Raw genomic sequence first — 16,691 nt, forward strand, 5'->3', positions numbered from 1 at the left:
CCGAGTCTTTTTAGCTCGGTCTTGCGATCGTATCGGTGGGAGAGTGTCCCGGAACCATCGTCGAGGAATCCCGCTATGAAACATCACTTTCTCGCCGGCACCCTGCCGTTTGTCTAGAGGTGGCCCCGGTTGTCTGAACAGGCTCGCGGTCTGGATAAGTGGATCGCCGCTGGTTGATCATGCCGCTGCGAGAAGCGGCTGGTCGAAGTATACCTGGTCCGGTGTCCTGGTACCAAGGGCTGAATGTGGCCGGATGCTGTTATAAAATGCAAAGTATCGGCCGATGCCGGCGCGTGCTTCCGGGACTGAGGTGTATGCGTTGAGGTACACGTCCTCGTATTTCACCGAGCGCCAGAGGCGCTCCACGAACACGTTGTCGCGCCAGCAACCCTTTCCATCCATGCTAATGGCGATCTTCTCTCGGTGAAGGACAGCGGTGAAAGCCGCACTGGTAAATTGCGAGCCCTGGTCGCTGTTGAAGATCGTAGGCTTGCCATAACGGGCGAGCGCTTCCTCCAGTGCCTCGATACAAAACGCGACATCCATTGAGATCGACACCCGCCAAGCCAGCACCCGCCGGGTAAACCAATCGACGATAGCGACCAGATAGACGAAACCGCGCGCCATGGGCACATACGTGATATCGGTCGCCCAAACTTGGTTCGGCCGCGTCACCGCCAGCCTGCGCAGCAGATAGGGATAGATCTTGTGACCCGTCGCCGGTTTCGACGTGTTCGGACGGCGGTAGATCGCCTCTAGCCCCATCCGCTTCATCAGCGTCGCAACATGCCGTCGTCCGATGCTCACATCCTCCTGACGGAGCAGATCGCGCAGCATCCGGCTCCCGGCGAACGGATAGAGCAGATGAAGTTCGTCGATCCGGCGCATGATCGCCAGGTCAGCCGAGGATACAGGCCGCGGAAGATAGTAGATGCTGCCGCGGCTGATCTCGAGCTGCTGCGCCTGATGGGTCAGCGGCAACTCATGGTCACGGTCGATCATCGCTTTGCGCTCGGCAACAGACCGGCCTTCCCGAGCGCACCGGCCAAAAAATCGTTCGCCAGCGTCAGCTCACCAATCTTGGCGTGCAGCACGGTTATATCGACCGCTGGTTCGCTCGCTGCCGGAACCGCTCCGAACACGTCTGCCGCCCCCTCCAGCAGCTTGGACCGCCACTGGTTGATGAGGTTCGGGTGCACCTCATACTCCTGCGCCAGCTCGGCCAGCGTCTTCTCACCCTTCACAGCAGCCAGCGCCACCTTGGCCTTGAATGCCGGACTGTGGTTCCGGCGGGGTCGCTTGCTCATCTTGCTTCCTCTTCGCGGCCAGCATGGCCGCTGTCAGATCGGCAATCCACTTATCCCCGCTGTTCAGATTCCTAGAACCACCTCTACCAGCACCGGCCCGACGCCGCTTTACAGCAACAGCCTGTTGGCGGACCTGTCGCGCATCAAGACCAAGATCGTGCAGGAAGCGGTCGCGGTTGACCCGGCGCTCGCGCTCGACATCATGCTGGACAGCCTTGCGGGCCAGTTGCTTCACGGTGCGCACAGCCACCAGATGGCGCTTGAGGTTCAGGCCAAGACGATCACGACCACAGTCGCCGACGAGTTGATGGCGACCAGCGACGTTCGCCCGGTCGAGGAAATGATGGCGACGCGCTTCGCTTCCATCCCCGAAGAAGGACGGTTCGAGGCAATCCGCGAACTGGCGACCGACGACAAGATGGCATTGCTTGCCGGATTGGTGGCGATGACCGTGGACGGCACGGTGTTCGCGGGCGGCTCCCCCGGCAGGCGGCACTATCACTTCGAGCAGATCGCGCGGGCGACCGGGGTGGACATTGCCGCCCGTTGGTCCGCTCCCATCGCCCTGTTCGACAAGATGCGCCGTGCCGCGATGATCGACCTGTTGCGCGAGGAGGTTGGCGCACCGAGTGCCGAGAACTGCGCGAGCATCAAGAAGAAGGCTGACCTTGCCGTCAACGTGTCGGGACGGCTCCCCGCCAACTGGCTTCCGGCCCCGATGAAGATCGGCGCGTTCGACCAGCCCGAGCGCCAGCCGGAGGACTTCGACACCGACATGGAGGGTGACGACGGTTTCGATGGCAGCATGGACGACGAAATGGCCGACGACGAAATGGCCTGACACCTTGGGGGGCCGGTGAAGATCGGCCCCCTTCCCTTTTAGGCGTTCCGCCCAGCATCAGCCCCGTCGCCGGCGCGACAGCCATGCCTCGCATGGCCGTCGCGCCCGCTGCCCTTTCAGGCCCGCGGGCGCCGTCCGCCCACAAGGGACGGACGGCGCCGTAGCGACTTCACGCGATCGTGACCGGCGTTCCGTAGGTAAATATCGTCAGAGCGAGCGGTGATCGGTTAGGATTGCCCGAAAGTTTGAACCCGCCGGGTAGCAGCCCGACGGATTCAGGTAGTTCCGCAATCGACAATTACGAAACAGCAAGCTCCATATACTTCTTTCCGCGTCAGGATTCGATAGCGAGGTTCACCCCGCTACCAGCATGGCCGCGCGAGAGGATGTGCCACGTGGCACACCTCAGACGGGCGCGGCGTCGAGCAGCGCCAGCAAATCGCCGAGCGCCCGACGGCGATAGGCGTTTAGCCAGCGCCGACGCCGATGCTCTGCCGCGTCGTGGATCATATGGCACCGCTGGCAGAGCGCGGCGAGGTTGCGGCCTGCGTTGTCGGTCGGATCGTGATTGAGGTGCGCGCAGGCGATATAGACCCGCGTCATCCGGACGATCGCCGCCAAGCCCGCACTAGGCGCGCGCACCCGCCGCCCCCGACCGTCGCGCCATAGCCGACGATCGGCGTCCCACCACCGCCCGTCGCCGAGGTGGAACACGCGCGCGCCGTGTGGACGCCGACAATGTTCGCAGCGCCCACCCGCGCGGCCAAAGCGGATCAGCTTTGACAGCTCGGGCCAGTCGATTGGATAGAGCCAGCGATGTTCGGCCAAGATCGGCATGACGATTCTATGAGTCAGTCGAGTCGAGAACGAAAGCAGAAAATCGACAGCGGGTCGCCCTTGCGGGCGCGCGTTGATTTGTAGGCGGACGGTCAGTGTCCTCCCATCGTGAGGGACGCGGCGCACCGCCTCAAGGATCAGCGGTCCCCCCAATTTGCTGCGCAAATCGGCTCCCCCGCTGCCCGGCCAGCCGGCCGCTTGCGCGGTCCTGTGACCCGGCACGCCGCGCCCATGTGCATCGCGTGCAGCCGAGAATGATGCTATGGTTACACGTCGCCGACGATCTGACCGAGCATCCGGCGAGATTGGGAATCTCCAGCTTTGTAGGAGAACCGGTATGGTTCAGCCATCCGAAGCCGCATATTTGCGCCAACGTGCGCGGTTATCACACCGGGCCGCTCTCGAGGCGACCGACATCTGCGCGCGCAGCGCTCATGCTCGTCTAGCGACGGCTTATGACGATCGCGCCCGAGTGGCAGACGAAGACGCCGTGACGCTTACCGTCGGTTGTGAACGCGCCACCTCGGCAACCATATCGACGCCTTACCCGACCACTACGTCTGCCGCTCCTCCGGAGGACGATCATAAAAATCGACCTGCATTCGCATGGCCCCAAGCGGCTCGACAAAATGCGGCTGATCCGGGAGCGCGAGGCCAGGACGGGTCGGATCAAGGATCGTTTCGGAAACGGGATCAAGCACCCGATAGCGCAGCTTTCCTTCCAGCACTCGAATAACGCCCCATACGCCGGCCTTTGTGCGATGCTCCCTGCGCAGCCCGGCGGGTAGCGTGTTCTCATTGAATATAGGGGTGCTCTTGTAGGGCTCCGGCGCACTCATTGCGGCTGGATCGTTCGGAAGTGGACCGCGCGATCGACCAGATCGGTCATGTGATCCGCTGCCTGGGTCGTGAGAGGATGCTGGGTAAAGCCCGGTCGGGGCGAGATGTATTCTGCCATCTCCCGAGCAACCTGGACTTGTCGATCCGACCCTTCCGCCAAAACAGCGATCATTAGGTTTTCCAGCGTGATCACCCGAACTCGGAGCTGGACCAGTTCGGTGTTCGTCATGTTGGGAACATCCGCGTGCGTTCCATGCGGCACCGGCGCGAGGGCACCGCCTTCGTTGTCCCATCTCGAAAGCGCGCGTCGGCGAAGTTCGGACGGATCGAGCGAATTGGGATCTGACATCAGGGCTCCTTAGGGGCGCGGCGGCGACGGTTTGAGATCGATCATCGGTAGCCAACGCCCTTTACGTAATCCACCAGTTGCGCTTCTTCATATTCGGCGTCGCTCAGGAGGACGCGGAGGACGGCTCGCGCGGTGAGCACCCCTAATGGCCGGTTGTCGCCATCCACGACCGGGATGTTTTTCAGGTGCCGCGCCTTCATCAGCTTGGACACGTCTTGCAGAAGGTCCGTCCCGCGGCACAGCGCAACATCGCGCGTCATCACCGTCGAAGCCGGACACATGCAGGTCGCACCCTGACAGACGCTGATTTGCCTGACGATATCCGTCTTGGTCACGACGCCCCGTAAAGCACCCTCGCTGTCGCACACGACGACGAGATCAGGCCCGGAAGACAGGAGCTTGGCGGCTTCGATCAGCCTGGCATCCTCGGCGATTGTCGCGAGCTTTTCGCGCGCTACCTCCAACATCCCTTCGACGAACATCACTTGGTCTCCCGTCGCGTCGACATGCTCCACAAATGCCTCCGTGTCGCCGTTGGTGAGGGCCGCGCGCGACGCGCGGTAGCATTTGCGGATCGGCGCGCCCGCGCCTGCGCGGGCCGACGACCCCAGAGGAACACCAAGGGCGCCGCCCTTTCGTTCCCGAACGAGAATCGACCGCCCGAGTAATCCGCCAAGCACGGCACCCGGCGCTGCGCACCGGCCGCGCTAGGGCGGCTCGCCCGCGCCAGCGATAGATTCTCGCCCTCCCTCCCCATCCCGTTCCTCGCCGGAACGGCAGGGCCGCAGGCCGTGGCCTTGCGGCCCATGCCAGAAGGAGGACCAGTCATGTGCAATTCCGAACACCTCGACACCATCCGTCGCCTCAACGACGCCGCCCGTAGCAGCCCCGGCACCGCCTCGATCGCGAACGTGACGATCGGCTTTCAATCCCTCCCCGATGCGGACCGCTTTTCCGCGCTTGCGCAGATTGTGAGCTTCACGCACTTCGATGGCGACAATGACCCTTATGGTGAGCATGACTTCGGCGCGATCTACCGCCTCGCGAGCGGAGCATGGACGCAGGTTCGACCAAGCGACGAGAAGACCATTACCACGACCGTATTTTGGAAACTGGATTACTACGATAACAGCCTCACCTTCGGCAGCGACGCGCCGTGGGACGCGCAGCGGACCAAGCGGGTGCTGACGATCATGCTCGCTAGCGAGTATTAGGGTTTGGAGCGCCGCAATCCGCGCTTGCCGGAGCGCGGATTGCGGCGCGACGAGACCGCGCAGGGCAAGTGATTTGTTGTGAAATCGCCCTAGAAAGCGTAGGGTTAATGACGAAAGGGGATGACGTGATGGCCCACATCGACCTTGAAGCGCTTCGCGGACGTATTCGCTCGATGGCCTTCGAGCGTGGCACCCCGGAGCAGATCGCCCTTTGGCGCGACGACGTTTCGGAGTCGCGGGCCAACCTCGCCATCGAGGACATGACGCCCACCGAGGACGAGGATGCGATGTTCGCGATGATGCTGGACGAGGGCGTGCCCCCCGCCCTGATGCCGTCCATCATCCTCGACCTCTACCAGCCAGGAACCAGCCAGATCGCCGCCTAACCTTGGCGAACGATCCCTACACCTATCCCGGCACCGACACGCTTCGGAATCGGCTTGGAATCACCGACGATAAGACGCTGACCGAGGCGGAGCGGCGATTAACTCTGGCGCGCGGCGCGGAGGCCGCGCGCCTGTCCTTTCCGGAAACGGCAGACGGCTACCGCGCCCTCCATAAGCATCTGTTCCAAGACCTTTACGATTGGGCGGGCCAGGACCGCACCGTCGACACAGCCAAGGGCGGCGCGCGTTTCGCGCACGTGCCCTATATCGCGCGCGAGCTGGACAAGCTGTTCGCCGACGTGGGAGCGAAGAACGGCCTTCGCGGCCTTCCTCGAGACGAGTTTTTCGACCGGCTTGGCAATCACATTAACGAGATCAACGCCATTCACCCCTTCCGCGAAGGCAATGGTCGCACGATGCGCCACCACGCCGCGCAGCTCGCGCGCGACGCCGGGCATCCGATCCGCATCGCGTCGATCGACAAGACGGCATGGATGGAGGCTTCGCGGCACGGTTTCCTGACCGGCGACCATCGCGGGATGACCGCAGTTCTCGCTGGCGCGGCGCTCAGACGCGACCTCGCGCCCGAGGCGCGTATCGGTCCCGCCGGGATCGCCATGCTCCCCCAGCGCGCGCCGCCCGAAGGGCAACGCTACCGCGTGACGCTCGGCAAGGTGCGCGAGGAGCTAGAACGCTACCTGCCTGCCGCCCGCCAGCAGGCGGTTGATCGGTTACGGAGCTTGATAAAGGACGGCGCACCTACAGCCACGATCGCGAACGCGCGCACCGAGCTTGCCTATGTCCGGCACGCCAAGGGGCCGGTCTATCAATCCCACCTTCTCACCTATCTCGGCGTTCGACAGGTCGACGCCGTCATCAGCCCCCAGCAGACGCCGCTTGAGCGTGTGAGGGAGATCGGGGCGGCGCTAGGCGTTCAGATCAACACCCAGCAACCGGCCCATCTTCAACGTGCCGTCCGCTCGCTAGAGCGGCCTGCCCTTCCCCCCGGCCATTCGCCGGGACAAGCGCGGTTGGCGGAGCTGTTCCTAAAGAACACCCCGGAGAAGAACAACGCTGACTCGCGTCTCGCGCCCGCCCAGGCGATCGTCGACGCGGCCCTGAAAACGGCGCGCGATCGAGGGGAGAGCGCGCGCATGGTGGGCAGCGTCGGAGAGTCGACGCGACAGCTCGTCGCCGATCGGATCAGGTCGGGCGGTACACTGGACGCCGAACTCAGCCGCGCGGCACCAGCGCCAGCGCCCGCACCGCGCGACAAGGACCGGAGCCGGTAGCCGCGCAGCCGATCGGCACCGATCCAATTGCCAACGTAATATTAGAACAGCGCGCCCGAGACTGAGCCGGCTCTGCCGGCGACGATTAGCTGGCCGTTGGCGACGGCCATCAAGGATGCGAAGAATCGGCTTTCGCCGATCCTGATGACCACGCTCGCAGCCGCGTTGCGATTGCTGCCGCTCGCGATTGGCAGCGGCGAGCCAGTCCGGGAGATTGAAGGACTAATGTCGGTTGTCATCCTTAGCGGTCTATTTAGCTCAGCAGCCCTCAATCTGCTTATCCTTCCCGGGAAGGCGTTCCGGTTCGAGCGGTTTGGCAAGAGCATGAAGGAAATCGGCGCATGAGCGATCAGCCAATACAGCAAACGAATCCCGGCCTCGCATCGGCCGTGAAGTTCGTCGCCGCCGCGAATCTCGCTTACTTCGGCGTCGAGTTCGCCGTCGCGCTGTCGATCGGATCGGTATCGCTGTTCGCCGATAGCGTCGATTTTCTCGAAGACACGGCGATCAACTTGCTTATCCTCATGGCGCTGAGCTGGTCGCAGCTCGCGCGCTCGCGCGCTCGCGGATCGGGATGGTGCTCGGTGCGATCATCCTGGTGCCCTCTATGGCGGCGCTTTGGACGGCCTACCACAAGTTCAACGTGCCTGTGCCGCCCGCAGCTATTCCGCTCACGATCACGGGTTTGGGGGCGCTTGTCGTCAACTTCGCGTGCGCCATGCGGCTAGCGGCACACCGGCACGGGAGCGGCAGTCTCACCAAAGCGGCTTTTCTCTCGGCACGAAACGACGTGTTCGCCAATATCGCGATCATCGGCGCCGGCCTTGTGACGTTGATTTGGCGGTCAGCTTGGCCTGATCTCGCGATCGGCGTGGCGATCGGCTTGCTCAATGCGGGCGCGGCTTGGGAAATCTGGAGCGAGGCCAAGTCAGAGGCACGCTCACGCGACGTGGAGCCCTGATCAGCACCAGGTGCGGGATCGGAGGCCGTGTCCAGCAAACGGTCGTATTCTGGACATCGCAACGACGCTGGTTTCGACAACGACCTTCCTAGCGCGTTCGTGCTAGCGATCGTCCACCTTCCAGTCTAGGTATCAGCGTCTAGCCAACGTCGCATGAGATTGATTTATGGACAAAGGAGCCGGCGTAACGAGAAAGGCAGGTCCGATGCGGGTCGGCTACGCGCGTGTATCGACCGAAGATCAAAACCTGGCCGGACAACTCGACGAGCTGCGTGCCACCGGATGCGCCGATGTCTATGCCGAACATGGCAGCGGCAAGAAGGACGATCGGCCCGAGCTGGCGAACGCACTGCGCGCGCTGCGCGCCGGCGATACGTTGGTGGTGACGCGGCTTGATCGGCTCGGTCGCAACCTGCCCCACCTAATTGCGACCGTGAATGCCCTCGCCGCTCGCGGCGTCGGCTTCGAGAGCCTTGCCGAACGGCTCGACACAACCAGCGCCGGGGGCGAGCTGATCTTTCATCTGTTCGCCAGCATGGCGCAATTCGAGCGCCGGCTTAACAGCGAGCGGACGAGAGCGGGATTGAAGGCCGCGCGCGCACGCGGTCGCAATGGCGGCAGGCCGCCGATCCTGTCGATCTCGCAACTACGTCAGGCCAAGCGGCTGCTGGACGATCCGGAGGTGACGGCCCGCGAGGTCGCACACACGTTCGGCGTCAGCCGATCGACGCTCTACAACAATCTCGCGCGCCTTGACGCGCCCGCTGGCGAGCGCGTCACATGAGTTTATCCGCGAAAGCACGAATCCCTGCCCTGGAGGCAGGGTTGATGGGGTCCGCTCCACAGGCGGGCTCTCTGACTTCGTGCTTTCCCGGATCAATCCGCTGCGCTGGATTCGTGCTTTTGCGGATCAATGCAAAGCAGGCGAAGATGGGACCGCGTCATGGGCGCCATGATGGAGACGAGGCCGATGCCGCCAAACCAAGCTGATCTTTTCGCGCTCGACAGTCCGCTTATGAGTGAGGTGCGCGGGGAGCGATCCTTGATGGCGTTCCCGTTCTTCGCGCTGAGCAAAGGCAAGTGGACCAAAACGCTGTCCTACAAGACCGACAGCGTTTCGATCGAGATCGTGCCAACGGCAAAGGGGGTCGCAACAATCTACGATAAGGAGATCGTCCTTTATATCGCTAGTTTGATGGTCGCGAAGCTCGAAGCGGGCGAGGAAGTCTCCCAAGACTTCTACTTCACCGCACACGACCTATTCTGCGTTACTGGTAACAATCCATCGGCGCGGTCCTATACTCGGCTGTCGCAGGCGCTAGAACGGCTTCAGGGCACGCAGATCAAGACCAACATCGAGGCGGGTGGCGAAGGCGAAGAAGGGTATTTTTCGTGGCTGTCCGAGGCCAAGCTCTACTACACCAAGAACGGTGAGCGCCCCGGGGAGAAGCGCCTCAAAGCCGTCAGAGTCCGCCTATGCGACTGGCTCTTCCGTGCGATTTTGCGCGATCGTCAGGTCCTGGACTACGCCCCCGCCTATTTCCGGCTTGGACCAGTCGAACGGCGCCTATACGAAATCGCTCGTTCGACGTGTGTCGATGGCCCGTACGAATTGAGCCTTGACGATCTCCGTCTCCAGCTTGGCTATCAGAACTCTCTCGCCCATTTTCGTCATGCTTTGAAGGCGATATTAGAGGCCGATGCCATACCCGACTACCGGGTAATACTGTTCGATGCCCCGCCAAGCGGGGCTAAGACAGCGCCTCGACCCGGTAGAAAGACTGGATACTGCCAGGTTCTAATCGAACCGAAAGTGTTGAAGCTCGCGAACGCAGCCGTTCTCGCCTGATTCGCGGCAGCAAGCAGCGAATGCGAGGGTTGATCCGTGAAAGCACGAATCCTTAGACCTCATTGATCCGCGAAAGCACGAATCGCGAGGGAATTGATCCGGGATAGCACGAACGATTTCCGGCTTTGATCCGGGATAGCACGAACCGCCAGCGCTTCCGCACCCGCCTGAAATTTCGCAAAATGCTTGTGACCGGCAGCACGCCGGCGAGATCAGGGAAATAGCGGCTGTGACCACATAAACGAATGCCCGGCACGAAGGCCGGGCACCCTGGAACTTGATGAGCGATGCTTGGCGGCATCGATCGGGTCAACACACACCCTTCTCATACCTGTTCCTGAGCCTCGGTTCAAGGGAGCGCGCTTCGCGCCACGCTCTAGTTTTGCCTGGTCCCGGCCTCTTCAGAGGGGACGGACGATGGGAGCAGTTTCAGTCGCGCGCGCAAGTTTCATGGCGCTTGAGCGCATCACACGCGAGCAGCCAAAATCGCGTTCAGGGGCACCAAATCCGACGCGGGCGAAGGTACATCCGCATAGCCGGCGGGCCGGTACGTTCGAGGACGACTTCTTTTATACCTACGCCAAGGGCGAGACCGATCGGCTCTACCGTAACGCCGTCGAGCTGCTGAAGCGCAAGAACGCCGTCCGACGTCTTGCCCGTGCCGAAGCCCGGCAGCTTACCGAGGCCGAACGTCTCGTGACCCTGATAACGCCCGCGGCGGTGCGGGTATTCGAGCAGCTTACGCAGCTCGCCCGCACGTGCGCCGGAAAGGTCTTCCCGACCTGGGAATGGATCGAGACCCACACCGGCCTGTCCCGCGCGAGCGTGGGGCGTGGCCTCAAGATCCTCGCCATGATGGGAATGCTCGACAAGCAGCGGCGATGCGTTCCGGTCGAGCCGACCGCCGATCGGCCGAAGGCGCGCTATGAGCAGACGTCGAACGTCTATCGGATGCGCTTTCCAAACGGCCTGGCCCGGTTCCTTCCGCGATGCTTCCGCCCAGCCCCTTTGCCCGATGACGTGGTCCAGCGGGAAGCCGACCGGATCGAGGCGATCGAGGAAATGCGTCTGTGGCGTACGCCCCGGCAGGTTGTTGCGGAGGAAATCCAGGACGAGGGGTTGCGCCGCGTCCTGGACAGCCTTGCGATTGCTCTGGAGAAACAAGAGTCTCAAAAAAATGGTCAACCGCTCCTAGATTCATATATTCTAGGTAAAGATGGAGTTGGCCTAGTCGGCCAACGCTCTAATGCCTGACGGCACGACAGCGTTTGCCACAACCGCCACACCTCACCTGAAACGAAATACCCAGCCAAACCGTCGGACGCGCCTTCGGCGCGGTGCTCCCGGGAGGAGCATGCGGTTTCTGTTGCGCTCAAATGGCCTAGCTGGTGCCCGGTTGAAGCGTTTTTTCGCCATGAACACGACCGTAGCGTACGGTCCAAGCGAAGTCGGCTCGACTGTTGCCGGGCATCCATTCCCTTCTACCTGATCGACTCTCGATTTCGCCGCGGCCGAGCTGAACTGACGCCGATCGCCAATCTGCAACGAGACTCCAACCCAGCCAATATCGCCGGACCGCGAAAGACAGGGCCACCCGCGCCTCGACCAGCTATTCCTGACGATGGGAACGTGGGCGCTTGCCGCCTTCTACGATCAAGAGAATAACCGGCTGCGCCTACGGTTTCCGCCACGCGGACCCTCCGTTTTTTCTCTTGATCGCGGCGACAGCGCGCCCCTTCAATTCCCATCAGGAATTACCCTGATCGATAGAAGGGCAGGACCATGCAGAACATCGCAGAGTTTCGGATCATCGGCCGGGTCGGCAAGATCACCGAGCATGACAAGGTGACGAAGGTCAGCGTCGCCGCCAACTACAACCGCCAGGAGAACGGCGAGTGGATCACGGATACACACTGGAACGAGGTGACGGTGTTCGGCAAGCTGATCGAGCGCGCCGCCAAGTCGCAGAAGGGAGACTTGGTGCATATCACGGGTCGGGTTCGGCAGAACTCCTATGACGCGCCCGAAGGCAAGCGCTACACGGTGGAGCTGATCGCCGACGGCTTCGCAGTTCTCGCTAAAGGGTCGGAGGATCGCGACTAGGCGCGGCCAGGGCCGCCTACTGGCGGCCCTTCCCGTCTTCGCAATTCCAGCTCGACGGCCTCGCGGATGAAATCGGCTTGGTTCTCCCCTTCTCGCAGCACCGATTTGACCCGCACCAGCGTTCCGTCTGGAAAGCGTGCCATCGTCTGATCGGCGTTAATCCGCGGGCGACCAACCGTTCCAGATTTGTTAGAGACCATCTCGTGCCAAGCGCATTGTTGATACCACCTATTGACGCGATTTGAGATACCACTTATTACATGATGCGCCCTTCATCAAGCAACGGAGCCGAAGGCGATGGACTGGGATAATCTGCTAGTGATCGGACTTTTCGTCCTGATCGCGTGGGCCATCGCTAAGGGTGGGACCGGCTACAGAGGTGCGCGCACCTGGAGTGGCGACACTTCGGAGGAGGAAGGCCGTCGCAACACGCGAACGGATTCCAACTATCAGGGTCATGATCGCTGGACCGATAATCGGTCAGATCGTGGCTGGTAGCGCGTGAAAACGATCGCCATCAATGTCGAGAAGGGAGGCGCCGGCAAGACGACGATCGCCTGTCATCTCGCGTGGATACTGGCTGATGCTGGCCATCGCGTGCTGTTTCTCGATCTCGACCGCCAGTGCAACGCGACTGATGCGCTTGCTGAGTTCGAGAGCCTTGGCACCTGCAAGCCACTGTTCGAACCCGACTACACGCCCCCGACTTCCCCGCCTCGGTTGTCGATCTATTCGAACCGCATGGGGGGCGAGTATGATGCAGATTACACGAAGGCGCTCGCGAACATCCGGACGAATTTCCCGCGCCTAGGCCCTGTTTTCGATTTTTGTGTCATCGACACCCCTCCGTCTTGGTCGTGGATCAACTTCGCGGCGTTGATGGTGACGGACTCCTTGATAATTCCCGTAGAGCTTGGGCCGTTTGGTCCGGCGTCGACCAAGCAGGTGTCCGATTCGATTGCGACGGTGAACCAGCGAGCGCGAACGAAACCGATTCATGTCGCGGGCTTGGTCGCGAACCGAGTGAAGGCGAACGATCGAGCGCAAATGGAAATGCTCGCAGCGATCCGAGCGAAGGTCGGCAAGAACCTGTTTGCCAGCTACCTTCCTGATCGCGCGCATTACAGCCAGGCTCTTCAGGAGCGCGTGCCAGTGTGGCGGTTGAATAAGGATGTGCGGGGCTCGCTACCGGCGATGCGCGCCTTCCTTGAAGAGGCCATGACCCGGATCGGGAGGCAGGAATAATGGATTTCGACAATTTCGACGTATTCAGCGACAAGGCCAGCGTCGCAGATGCTGACCGCGTTTTGCTCCTCGATCACGAGCTGCTGTATCCCGATCCCGACAACGTCCGCGGCGAGATAGATCCGGCCAAGATCTACGAGATGGCCGAGACGATCAAGGAACGTGGCCAGCTTCAGCCCATCACCGTTGCTCCCAAGGATGACGAGGGGCGCTACCGGATCATGTTCGGCGAACGGCGCTGGCGAGCTTGTCAGAAACTCGGCGTGCAGGTTCGGGCGATCGTCAACAAGACCGACGATATTGAACAGGTCCGGATCGACCAGTTCATCGAGAACGATCAGCGCGAGGACCTGTCGACCGCGGATATGATCCGGTTCGTCACCGGGCAGGTCGCAAAAGGCCGATCTCTTGCCGAGTTGGCGCGCGCTACGGGGCGCAACCGCACGTTGCTGACCCGCTACCAGGGGCTTGCCAAGGCTCCCGATTATATCACCGCGCTCTTCGCCGACATTTCGATGCGGAGTGCTGTCGCGCTCACGCAGGCCGCCAAAGCGGATGATGCGGCTACCCGAGCCTTTGTCGTCGGCACTGCGGTCGAGGATATGACGGTACTGGCGTGCGAGCGGTTCGCGCGTGACGTCGGGGCGAAGAAGACAAACGCCCCTGCCCCCTCGCCAGTAGAACCGATCATGTCTGACGGCGTAGATGCGGGTGGTAAGATCGAGCTCGATGCGACGGGCGGTGCGGACTCGGCTTCCGCGCCGACAACGGACAAGATCAGAGACGACGAGGCGGACCGCGCTGTTGCCGAAACGCCATTCACCGCTTCGGAGCTGAGCGTAACGCCAATCGCGACCGACGCCCCTGCCCCACGGCCATCGCCCAGGATAAAGCCCGCCAAGCCGAAGGTGGAACGCCCAACGATCGAGATCGAGGGCAAGCGCGCGATGGTCGTCGAGGCGCTGTTGCACTTCGACGGCGAAGAGCAGCCGCGTATCGTGAGCTGGCGATGACAGCGCCGGCATAGCGGAGAGCGTCGACCGGGTTCGACGCTCGCGCTCAAAGCCAATCCTTCCTTCCGCGACTTCATCGCTTCTAAGTGGATTGCAGTGTGCCACGTGGCACACGTGGAGGCAGATTTTAGTGGGGGATGTAAGATGGCAGGATAGGTGTTGCGGCGTTCGTCGTATTACATTATCCATTCGGGGCATGTCATCCGCGCCGCAATTTGCATCCCCCACCAAAGAGCCAGCGATGTTGACGGCGCGCGTCGATCGCGAACTCTTGGCTGCGTTCGACGCGCTTGCAGAGGGCAGGGGAGGGCGAAGCGCCTTGCTACGGACTGTGCTGCAGCAGGCGTTGAAGCACGTCGCGGATGCGCCACGTATCGCGCCTCGCGCAGACAGCGCGGGCAACCGCGTTTCGCTTCGCTTTACCGATGCTGAGACCGCTGTTCTCGATCATCGTGCAGTCGAACGCGGCGTTGATCGCGCTGGCTGGATCAAGGCGCTAGTTCGCCGGCATCTCGCCTTGAAGGCCAACGTCGACGACGGGATGCGTGATGCCGTCGCGCCGATCCGGATGCAGCTGCAACGTATTGGTCGAAACCTGAATCAGGCGATGAAGGCCGGCAATGCGGCAATGATGGCCGACAGCGGCTTGCAGATCGATCGCGAGCTGCGCCGGATCGCCGACATGCGGGAAGAAATCAACGAGCAGATTGCGGCGCTGGGCGATGCACTGCGCGGAGACACCGCATATTGGCAGGTTGCCGACTGATGCCGTTCGGAGATCGTGAGGACGAGCTTTGGGAGGCGATGAAACCACGCTTTAAGCCGCGTACCGTAGGCGATCCAAACATCCGATATGCCCGGCACCTGATCAACGGCACGGGTCCCTTCGCCGCGTCCGCATCTAGTCCGACGCCAGCCCGCGACGTCAGGGGCACCCTCGCGCGCGTCGTCAGGCGCACGCCCGAGGTTGTGGTGAAAGTGACCGGCCGGAAGAAGGGTGCGGGCCATCTTGGCGCGCATCTCGACTACATCGGCCGCCACGGCGATATTGCGCTCGAGACGAGAGACGGCGAACAGATCACGACTAAGGCCGACGCCGCGCGGATCGCGGACGAATGGTCCGACGCGCTCTACTGGCGCCAAGGCACGACTGTATCAGCAGTGGCGATGGTATTTTCCATGCCGGCCGGGACCGATCCGGAGACAGTGAAGCAGGCGGTGCGCGATGCGGCCGAGAGCCTGATCGGCGACAACCACGATTATGTTATGGCGCTGCATACTGACACCGATCGACCCCACGTCCACCTGACCGTTCAGGCCGAAGGCCTGGACCGCAAGCGCTTTGATCCGAGGCGCGAGGATCTGTTTCGGTTTCGCGAAGCGTTCGCCGAGGCGCTACGCGGCCGCGGCGTTGAGGCAGAGGCGACACCCCGTTACACACGCGGCGAGGGCAGGGCGGGGACAAGCATGGCCCTCACGCAGTTGCGCGCGAGGATACGCAGCGGAGCGTCGCGTCAGCCGACCGAGGCTGATCTACGACAAGCCCGGGAAGCCATGCAGATCGCGCTTGGCAAGGCGCAGCAACCACCGTTCGTGTCGAAAACGCGTGATCGCTGGACCGAGACGAAGCGCACATTTGAAGCAGCTGCCGAGCGACTTGATCGCACTGGCAATCGGGAGGATCGCAGGCTCGCGCGAGATGTGCGGCAGTTCATTCAGCAGCGGGCCGACATAGAGACGATCCCCGATCGGATGCTACGAGATGCGGAGAAGCGGGTTAGGGACGCCCAGGCACGCGCTAAGCTCGACCAGCAACCCGGTAGGGATGTGCCACGTGGCACACCACCGCCGCCCTCTCGACGCCGATGATGAGCATCGCTGTTTTCAAGCGGAAGACAATCGCTGAAGCTTGCGCTAACTCTTCGGTATGGGCGGCCACAGGCTTGTTCGCCGGATGGACGCAGGGGCGGGAATGAGCGATTTCGTAGAGGTAAAACAGCCGCCGTTGCCGAAGACCCTGCCTAACGTAGCGCAGTTTCAAAGCGGCCCGCGTGTAGCCCCTATAGCTCGTTTGATGATCTACAGCCCGGACGAGTGGGAAAGCTTTATCGAGGAGTGGGTCTCAGCTGTCCTAAAAAAGTCCTATAGAACCGTCAGTAGATTCACGGGCAGCGGCGATAAGGGGATCGATATCGCCGGGTTTGTCGATGATAACGGGCTCAAGGGCGCATGGGACAATTTCCAGTGCAAGCACTATGCACAGCCCTTATCTCCAACGGTTGCATGGCCAGAGATCGGGAAAATTCTGTGGTTTTCGTTTAAAGGCCACTACGTAGCACCACGGGTGTTCTACTTTGTCGCCCCACGAGGCGTCGGTACTAAACTCAGCCTTCTACTAGCCCATGCCGCCAACCTTAAGGCCGAGATGAAGAAGGTTTGGGATAAGAGTATCTC

21 protein-coding genes are annotated in these 16,691 nt (G+C 62.0%); 15 read left to right on the forward strand and 6 right to left on the reverse strand.

From position 1 onward, the window contains the following. Positions 1 to 177 precede the first annotated feature (177 nt). Positions 178 to 1,307, reverse strand: a protein-coding gene (locus NLI89_RS16525) for an IS3 family transposase (protein WP_254688032.1) whose coding sequence is annotated in 2 segments (ribosomal slippage) — positions 178 to 1,046 and positions 1,046 to 1,307 — 1,131 coding nt in all. Because the reading frame shifts where the segments join, the coding sequence is not laid out codon by codon here. On the opposite strand from NLI89_RS16525, the gene NLI89_RS16530 reads away from it, so the two are divergent. Next, on the forward strand, positions 1,267 to 2,148 hold the full coding sequence (locus NLI89_RS16530; protein ID WP_254688033.1) for a hypothetical protein: 882 nt from the start codon (positions 1,267 to 1,269) through the stop codon (positions 2,146 to 2,148). The two genes, NLI89_RS16525 and NLI89_RS16530, sit on opposite strands and share 41 nt — an antisense overlap. A 405-nt stretch (positions 2,149 to 2,553) precedes the next feature. Here the strand turns inward: NLI89_RS16530 and NLI89_RS16535 are convergent, their stop codons facing one another. From NLI89_RS16535 to NLI89_RS16550, 4 genes are all read right to left on the reverse strand, one after another. Next, positions 2,554 to 2,985, reverse strand: a complete 432-nt coding sequence (locus NLI89_RS16535) for a hypothetical protein (protein ID WP_254688034.1) — start codon at positions 2,983 to 2,985, stop codon at positions 2,554 to 2,556. A gap of 554 nt (positions 2,986 to 3,539) precedes the next feature. Beyond that, positions 3,540 to 3,824, reverse strand: coding sequence for a DUF1971 domain-containing protein (locus NLI89_RS16540; RefSeq protein WP_254688035.1), 285 nt, complete (start codon positions 3,822 to 3,824; stop codon positions 3,540 to 3,542). Beyond that, complete coding sequence (locus NLI89_RS16545) at positions 3,821 to 4,174, reverse strand: hypothetical protein (RefSeq protein ID WP_254688036.1); 354 nt, start codon at positions 4,172 to 4,174, stop codon at positions 3,821 to 3,823. Before NLI89_RS16545 ends, NLI89_RS16540 begins: the two co-directional genes overlap by 4 nt. A gap of 41 nt (positions 4,175 to 4,215) precedes the next feature. Next, positions 4,216 to 4,656: a CBS domain-containing protein gene (locus tag NLI89_RS16550; RefSeq protein ID WP_254688052.1), complete on the reverse strand. Its 441-nt coding sequence runs from the start codon at positions 4,654 to 4,656 to the stop codon at positions 4,216 to 4,218. A gap of 345 nt (positions 4,657 to 5,001) precedes the next feature. On the opposite strand from NLI89_RS16550, the gene NLI89_RS16555 reads away from it, so the two are divergent. The 9 genes from NLI89_RS16555 (at position 5,002) to NLI89_RS16595 (ending at position 11,979) form a co-directional block, all read left to right on the forward strand. Beyond that, positions 5,002 to 5,388: a DUF3768 domain-containing protein gene (locus NLI89_RS16555; RefSeq protein ID WP_254688037.1), complete on the forward strand. Its 387-nt coding sequence runs from the start codon at positions 5,002 to 5,004 to the stop codon at positions 5,386 to 5,388. Between the two features lie 128 nt (positions 5,389 to 5,516). Further along, a complete protein-coding gene (locus NLI89_RS16560) occupies positions 5,517 to 5,774 on the forward strand; it encodes a hypothetical protein (RefSeq protein ID WP_254688038.1) in 258 nt (85 codons plus the stop codon). Between the two features lie 2 nt (positions 5,775 to 5,776). Then, the gene (locus tag NLI89_RS16565; protein ID WP_254688039.1) at positions 5,777 to 7,066 is read left to right on the forward strand and encodes a Fic/DOC family protein; all 1,290 of its coding nucleotides are present in this window, start codon (positions 5,777 to 5,779) and stop codon (positions 7,064 to 7,066) included. 96 nt (positions 7,067 to 7,162) lie between these two features. Next, the gene (locus NLI89_RS16570) at positions 7,163 to 7,411 is read left to right on the forward strand and encodes an efflux RND transporter permease subunit (protein ID WP_254688040.1); all 249 of its coding nucleotides are present in this window, start codon (positions 7,163 to 7,165) and stop codon (positions 7,409 to 7,411) included. 229 nt (positions 7,412 to 7,640) lie between these two features. Further along, complete coding sequence (locus NLI89_RS16575; protein WP_254688041.1) at positions 7,641 to 8,027, forward strand: cation transporter; 387 nt, start codon at positions 7,641 to 7,643, stop codon at positions 8,025 to 8,027. A gap of 205 nt (positions 8,028 to 8,232) precedes the next feature. Then, positions 8,233 to 8,811: a recombinase family protein gene (locus NLI89_RS16580; protein ID WP_254688042.1), complete on the forward strand. Its 579-nt coding sequence runs from the start codon at positions 8,233 to 8,235 to the stop codon at positions 8,809 to 8,811. Positions 8,812 to 8,970: 159 nt separating this feature from the next. Further along, on the forward strand, positions 8,971 to 9,876 hold the full coding sequence (locus tag NLI89_RS16585) for a replication initiator protein A (protein ID WP_254688043.1): 906 nt from the start codon (positions 8,971 to 8,973) through the stop codon (positions 9,874 to 9,876). A 450-nt stretch (positions 9,877 to 10,326) separates the two neighbouring features. Further along, positions 10,327 to 11,130 (forward strand): RNA replicase, encoded by an 804-nt coding sequence (locus NLI89_RS16590; protein WP_254688044.1) that lies wholly within the window; start codon positions 10,327 to 10,329, stop codon positions 11,128 to 11,130. A gap of 528 nt (positions 11,131 to 11,658) precedes the next feature. Beyond that, positions 11,659 to 11,979: a single-stranded DNA-binding protein gene (locus NLI89_RS16595; RefSeq protein ID WP_185210377.1), complete on the forward strand. Its 321-nt coding sequence runs from the start codon at positions 11,659 to 11,661 to the stop codon at positions 11,977 to 11,979. Here NLI89_RS16595 and NLI89_RS21920 read toward each other — a convergent pair. After that, on the reverse strand, positions 11,976 to 12,179 hold the full coding sequence (locus tag NLI89_RS21920; protein ID WP_368077293.1) for a YlcI/YnfO family protein: 204 nt from the start codon (positions 12,177 to 12,179) through the stop codon (positions 11,976 to 11,978). The genes NLI89_RS16595 and NLI89_RS21920 overlap by 4 nt on opposite strands. Positions 12,180 to 12,480: 301 nt before the next feature. On the opposite strand from NLI89_RS21920, the gene NLI89_RS16600 reads away from it, so the two are divergent. From NLI89_RS16600 to NLI89_RS16620, 5 genes are all read left to right on the forward strand, one after another. After that, entirely contained in the window at positions 12,481 to 13,224 is a 744-nt protein-coding gene (locus tag NLI89_RS16600) for a ParA family protein (RefSeq protein ID WP_254688045.1), read from the forward strand. After that, positions 13,224 to 14,237, forward strand: coding sequence for a ParB/RepB/Spo0J family partition protein (locus NLI89_RS16605; RefSeq protein WP_254688046.1), 1,014 nt, complete (start codon positions 13,224 to 13,226; stop codon positions 14,235 to 14,237). The genes NLI89_RS16600 and NLI89_RS16605 overlap by 1 nt, the downstream gene beginning before the upstream one ends. A gap of 196 nt (positions 14,238 to 14,433) precedes the next feature. Next, positions 14,434 to 15,003, forward strand: coding sequence for a hypothetical protein (locus NLI89_RS16610; protein ID WP_254688047.1), 570 nt, complete (start codon positions 14,434 to 14,436; stop codon positions 15,001 to 15,003). Next, positions 15,003 to 16,106, forward strand: coding sequence for a relaxase/mobilization nuclease domain-containing protein (locus NLI89_RS16615; RefSeq protein WP_254688048.1), 1,104 nt, complete (start codon positions 15,003 to 15,005; stop codon positions 16,104 to 16,106). Before NLI89_RS16610 ends, NLI89_RS16615 begins: the two co-directional genes overlap by 1 nt. Positions 16,107 to 16,209: 103 nt before the next feature. Beyond that, positions 16,210 to 16,691 (forward strand): restriction endonuclease (locus tag NLI89_RS16620; protein ID WP_254688049.1); only part of this gene is annotated, 482 nt, incomplete at its 3' end.

The organism is Sphingomonas faeni (assembly GCF_024273235.1).
In the GTDB taxonomy this organism is placed as follows: Bacteria; Pseudomonadota; Alphaproteobacteria; order Sphingomonadales; family Sphingomonadaceae; genus Sphingomonas; species Sphingomonas faeni_A.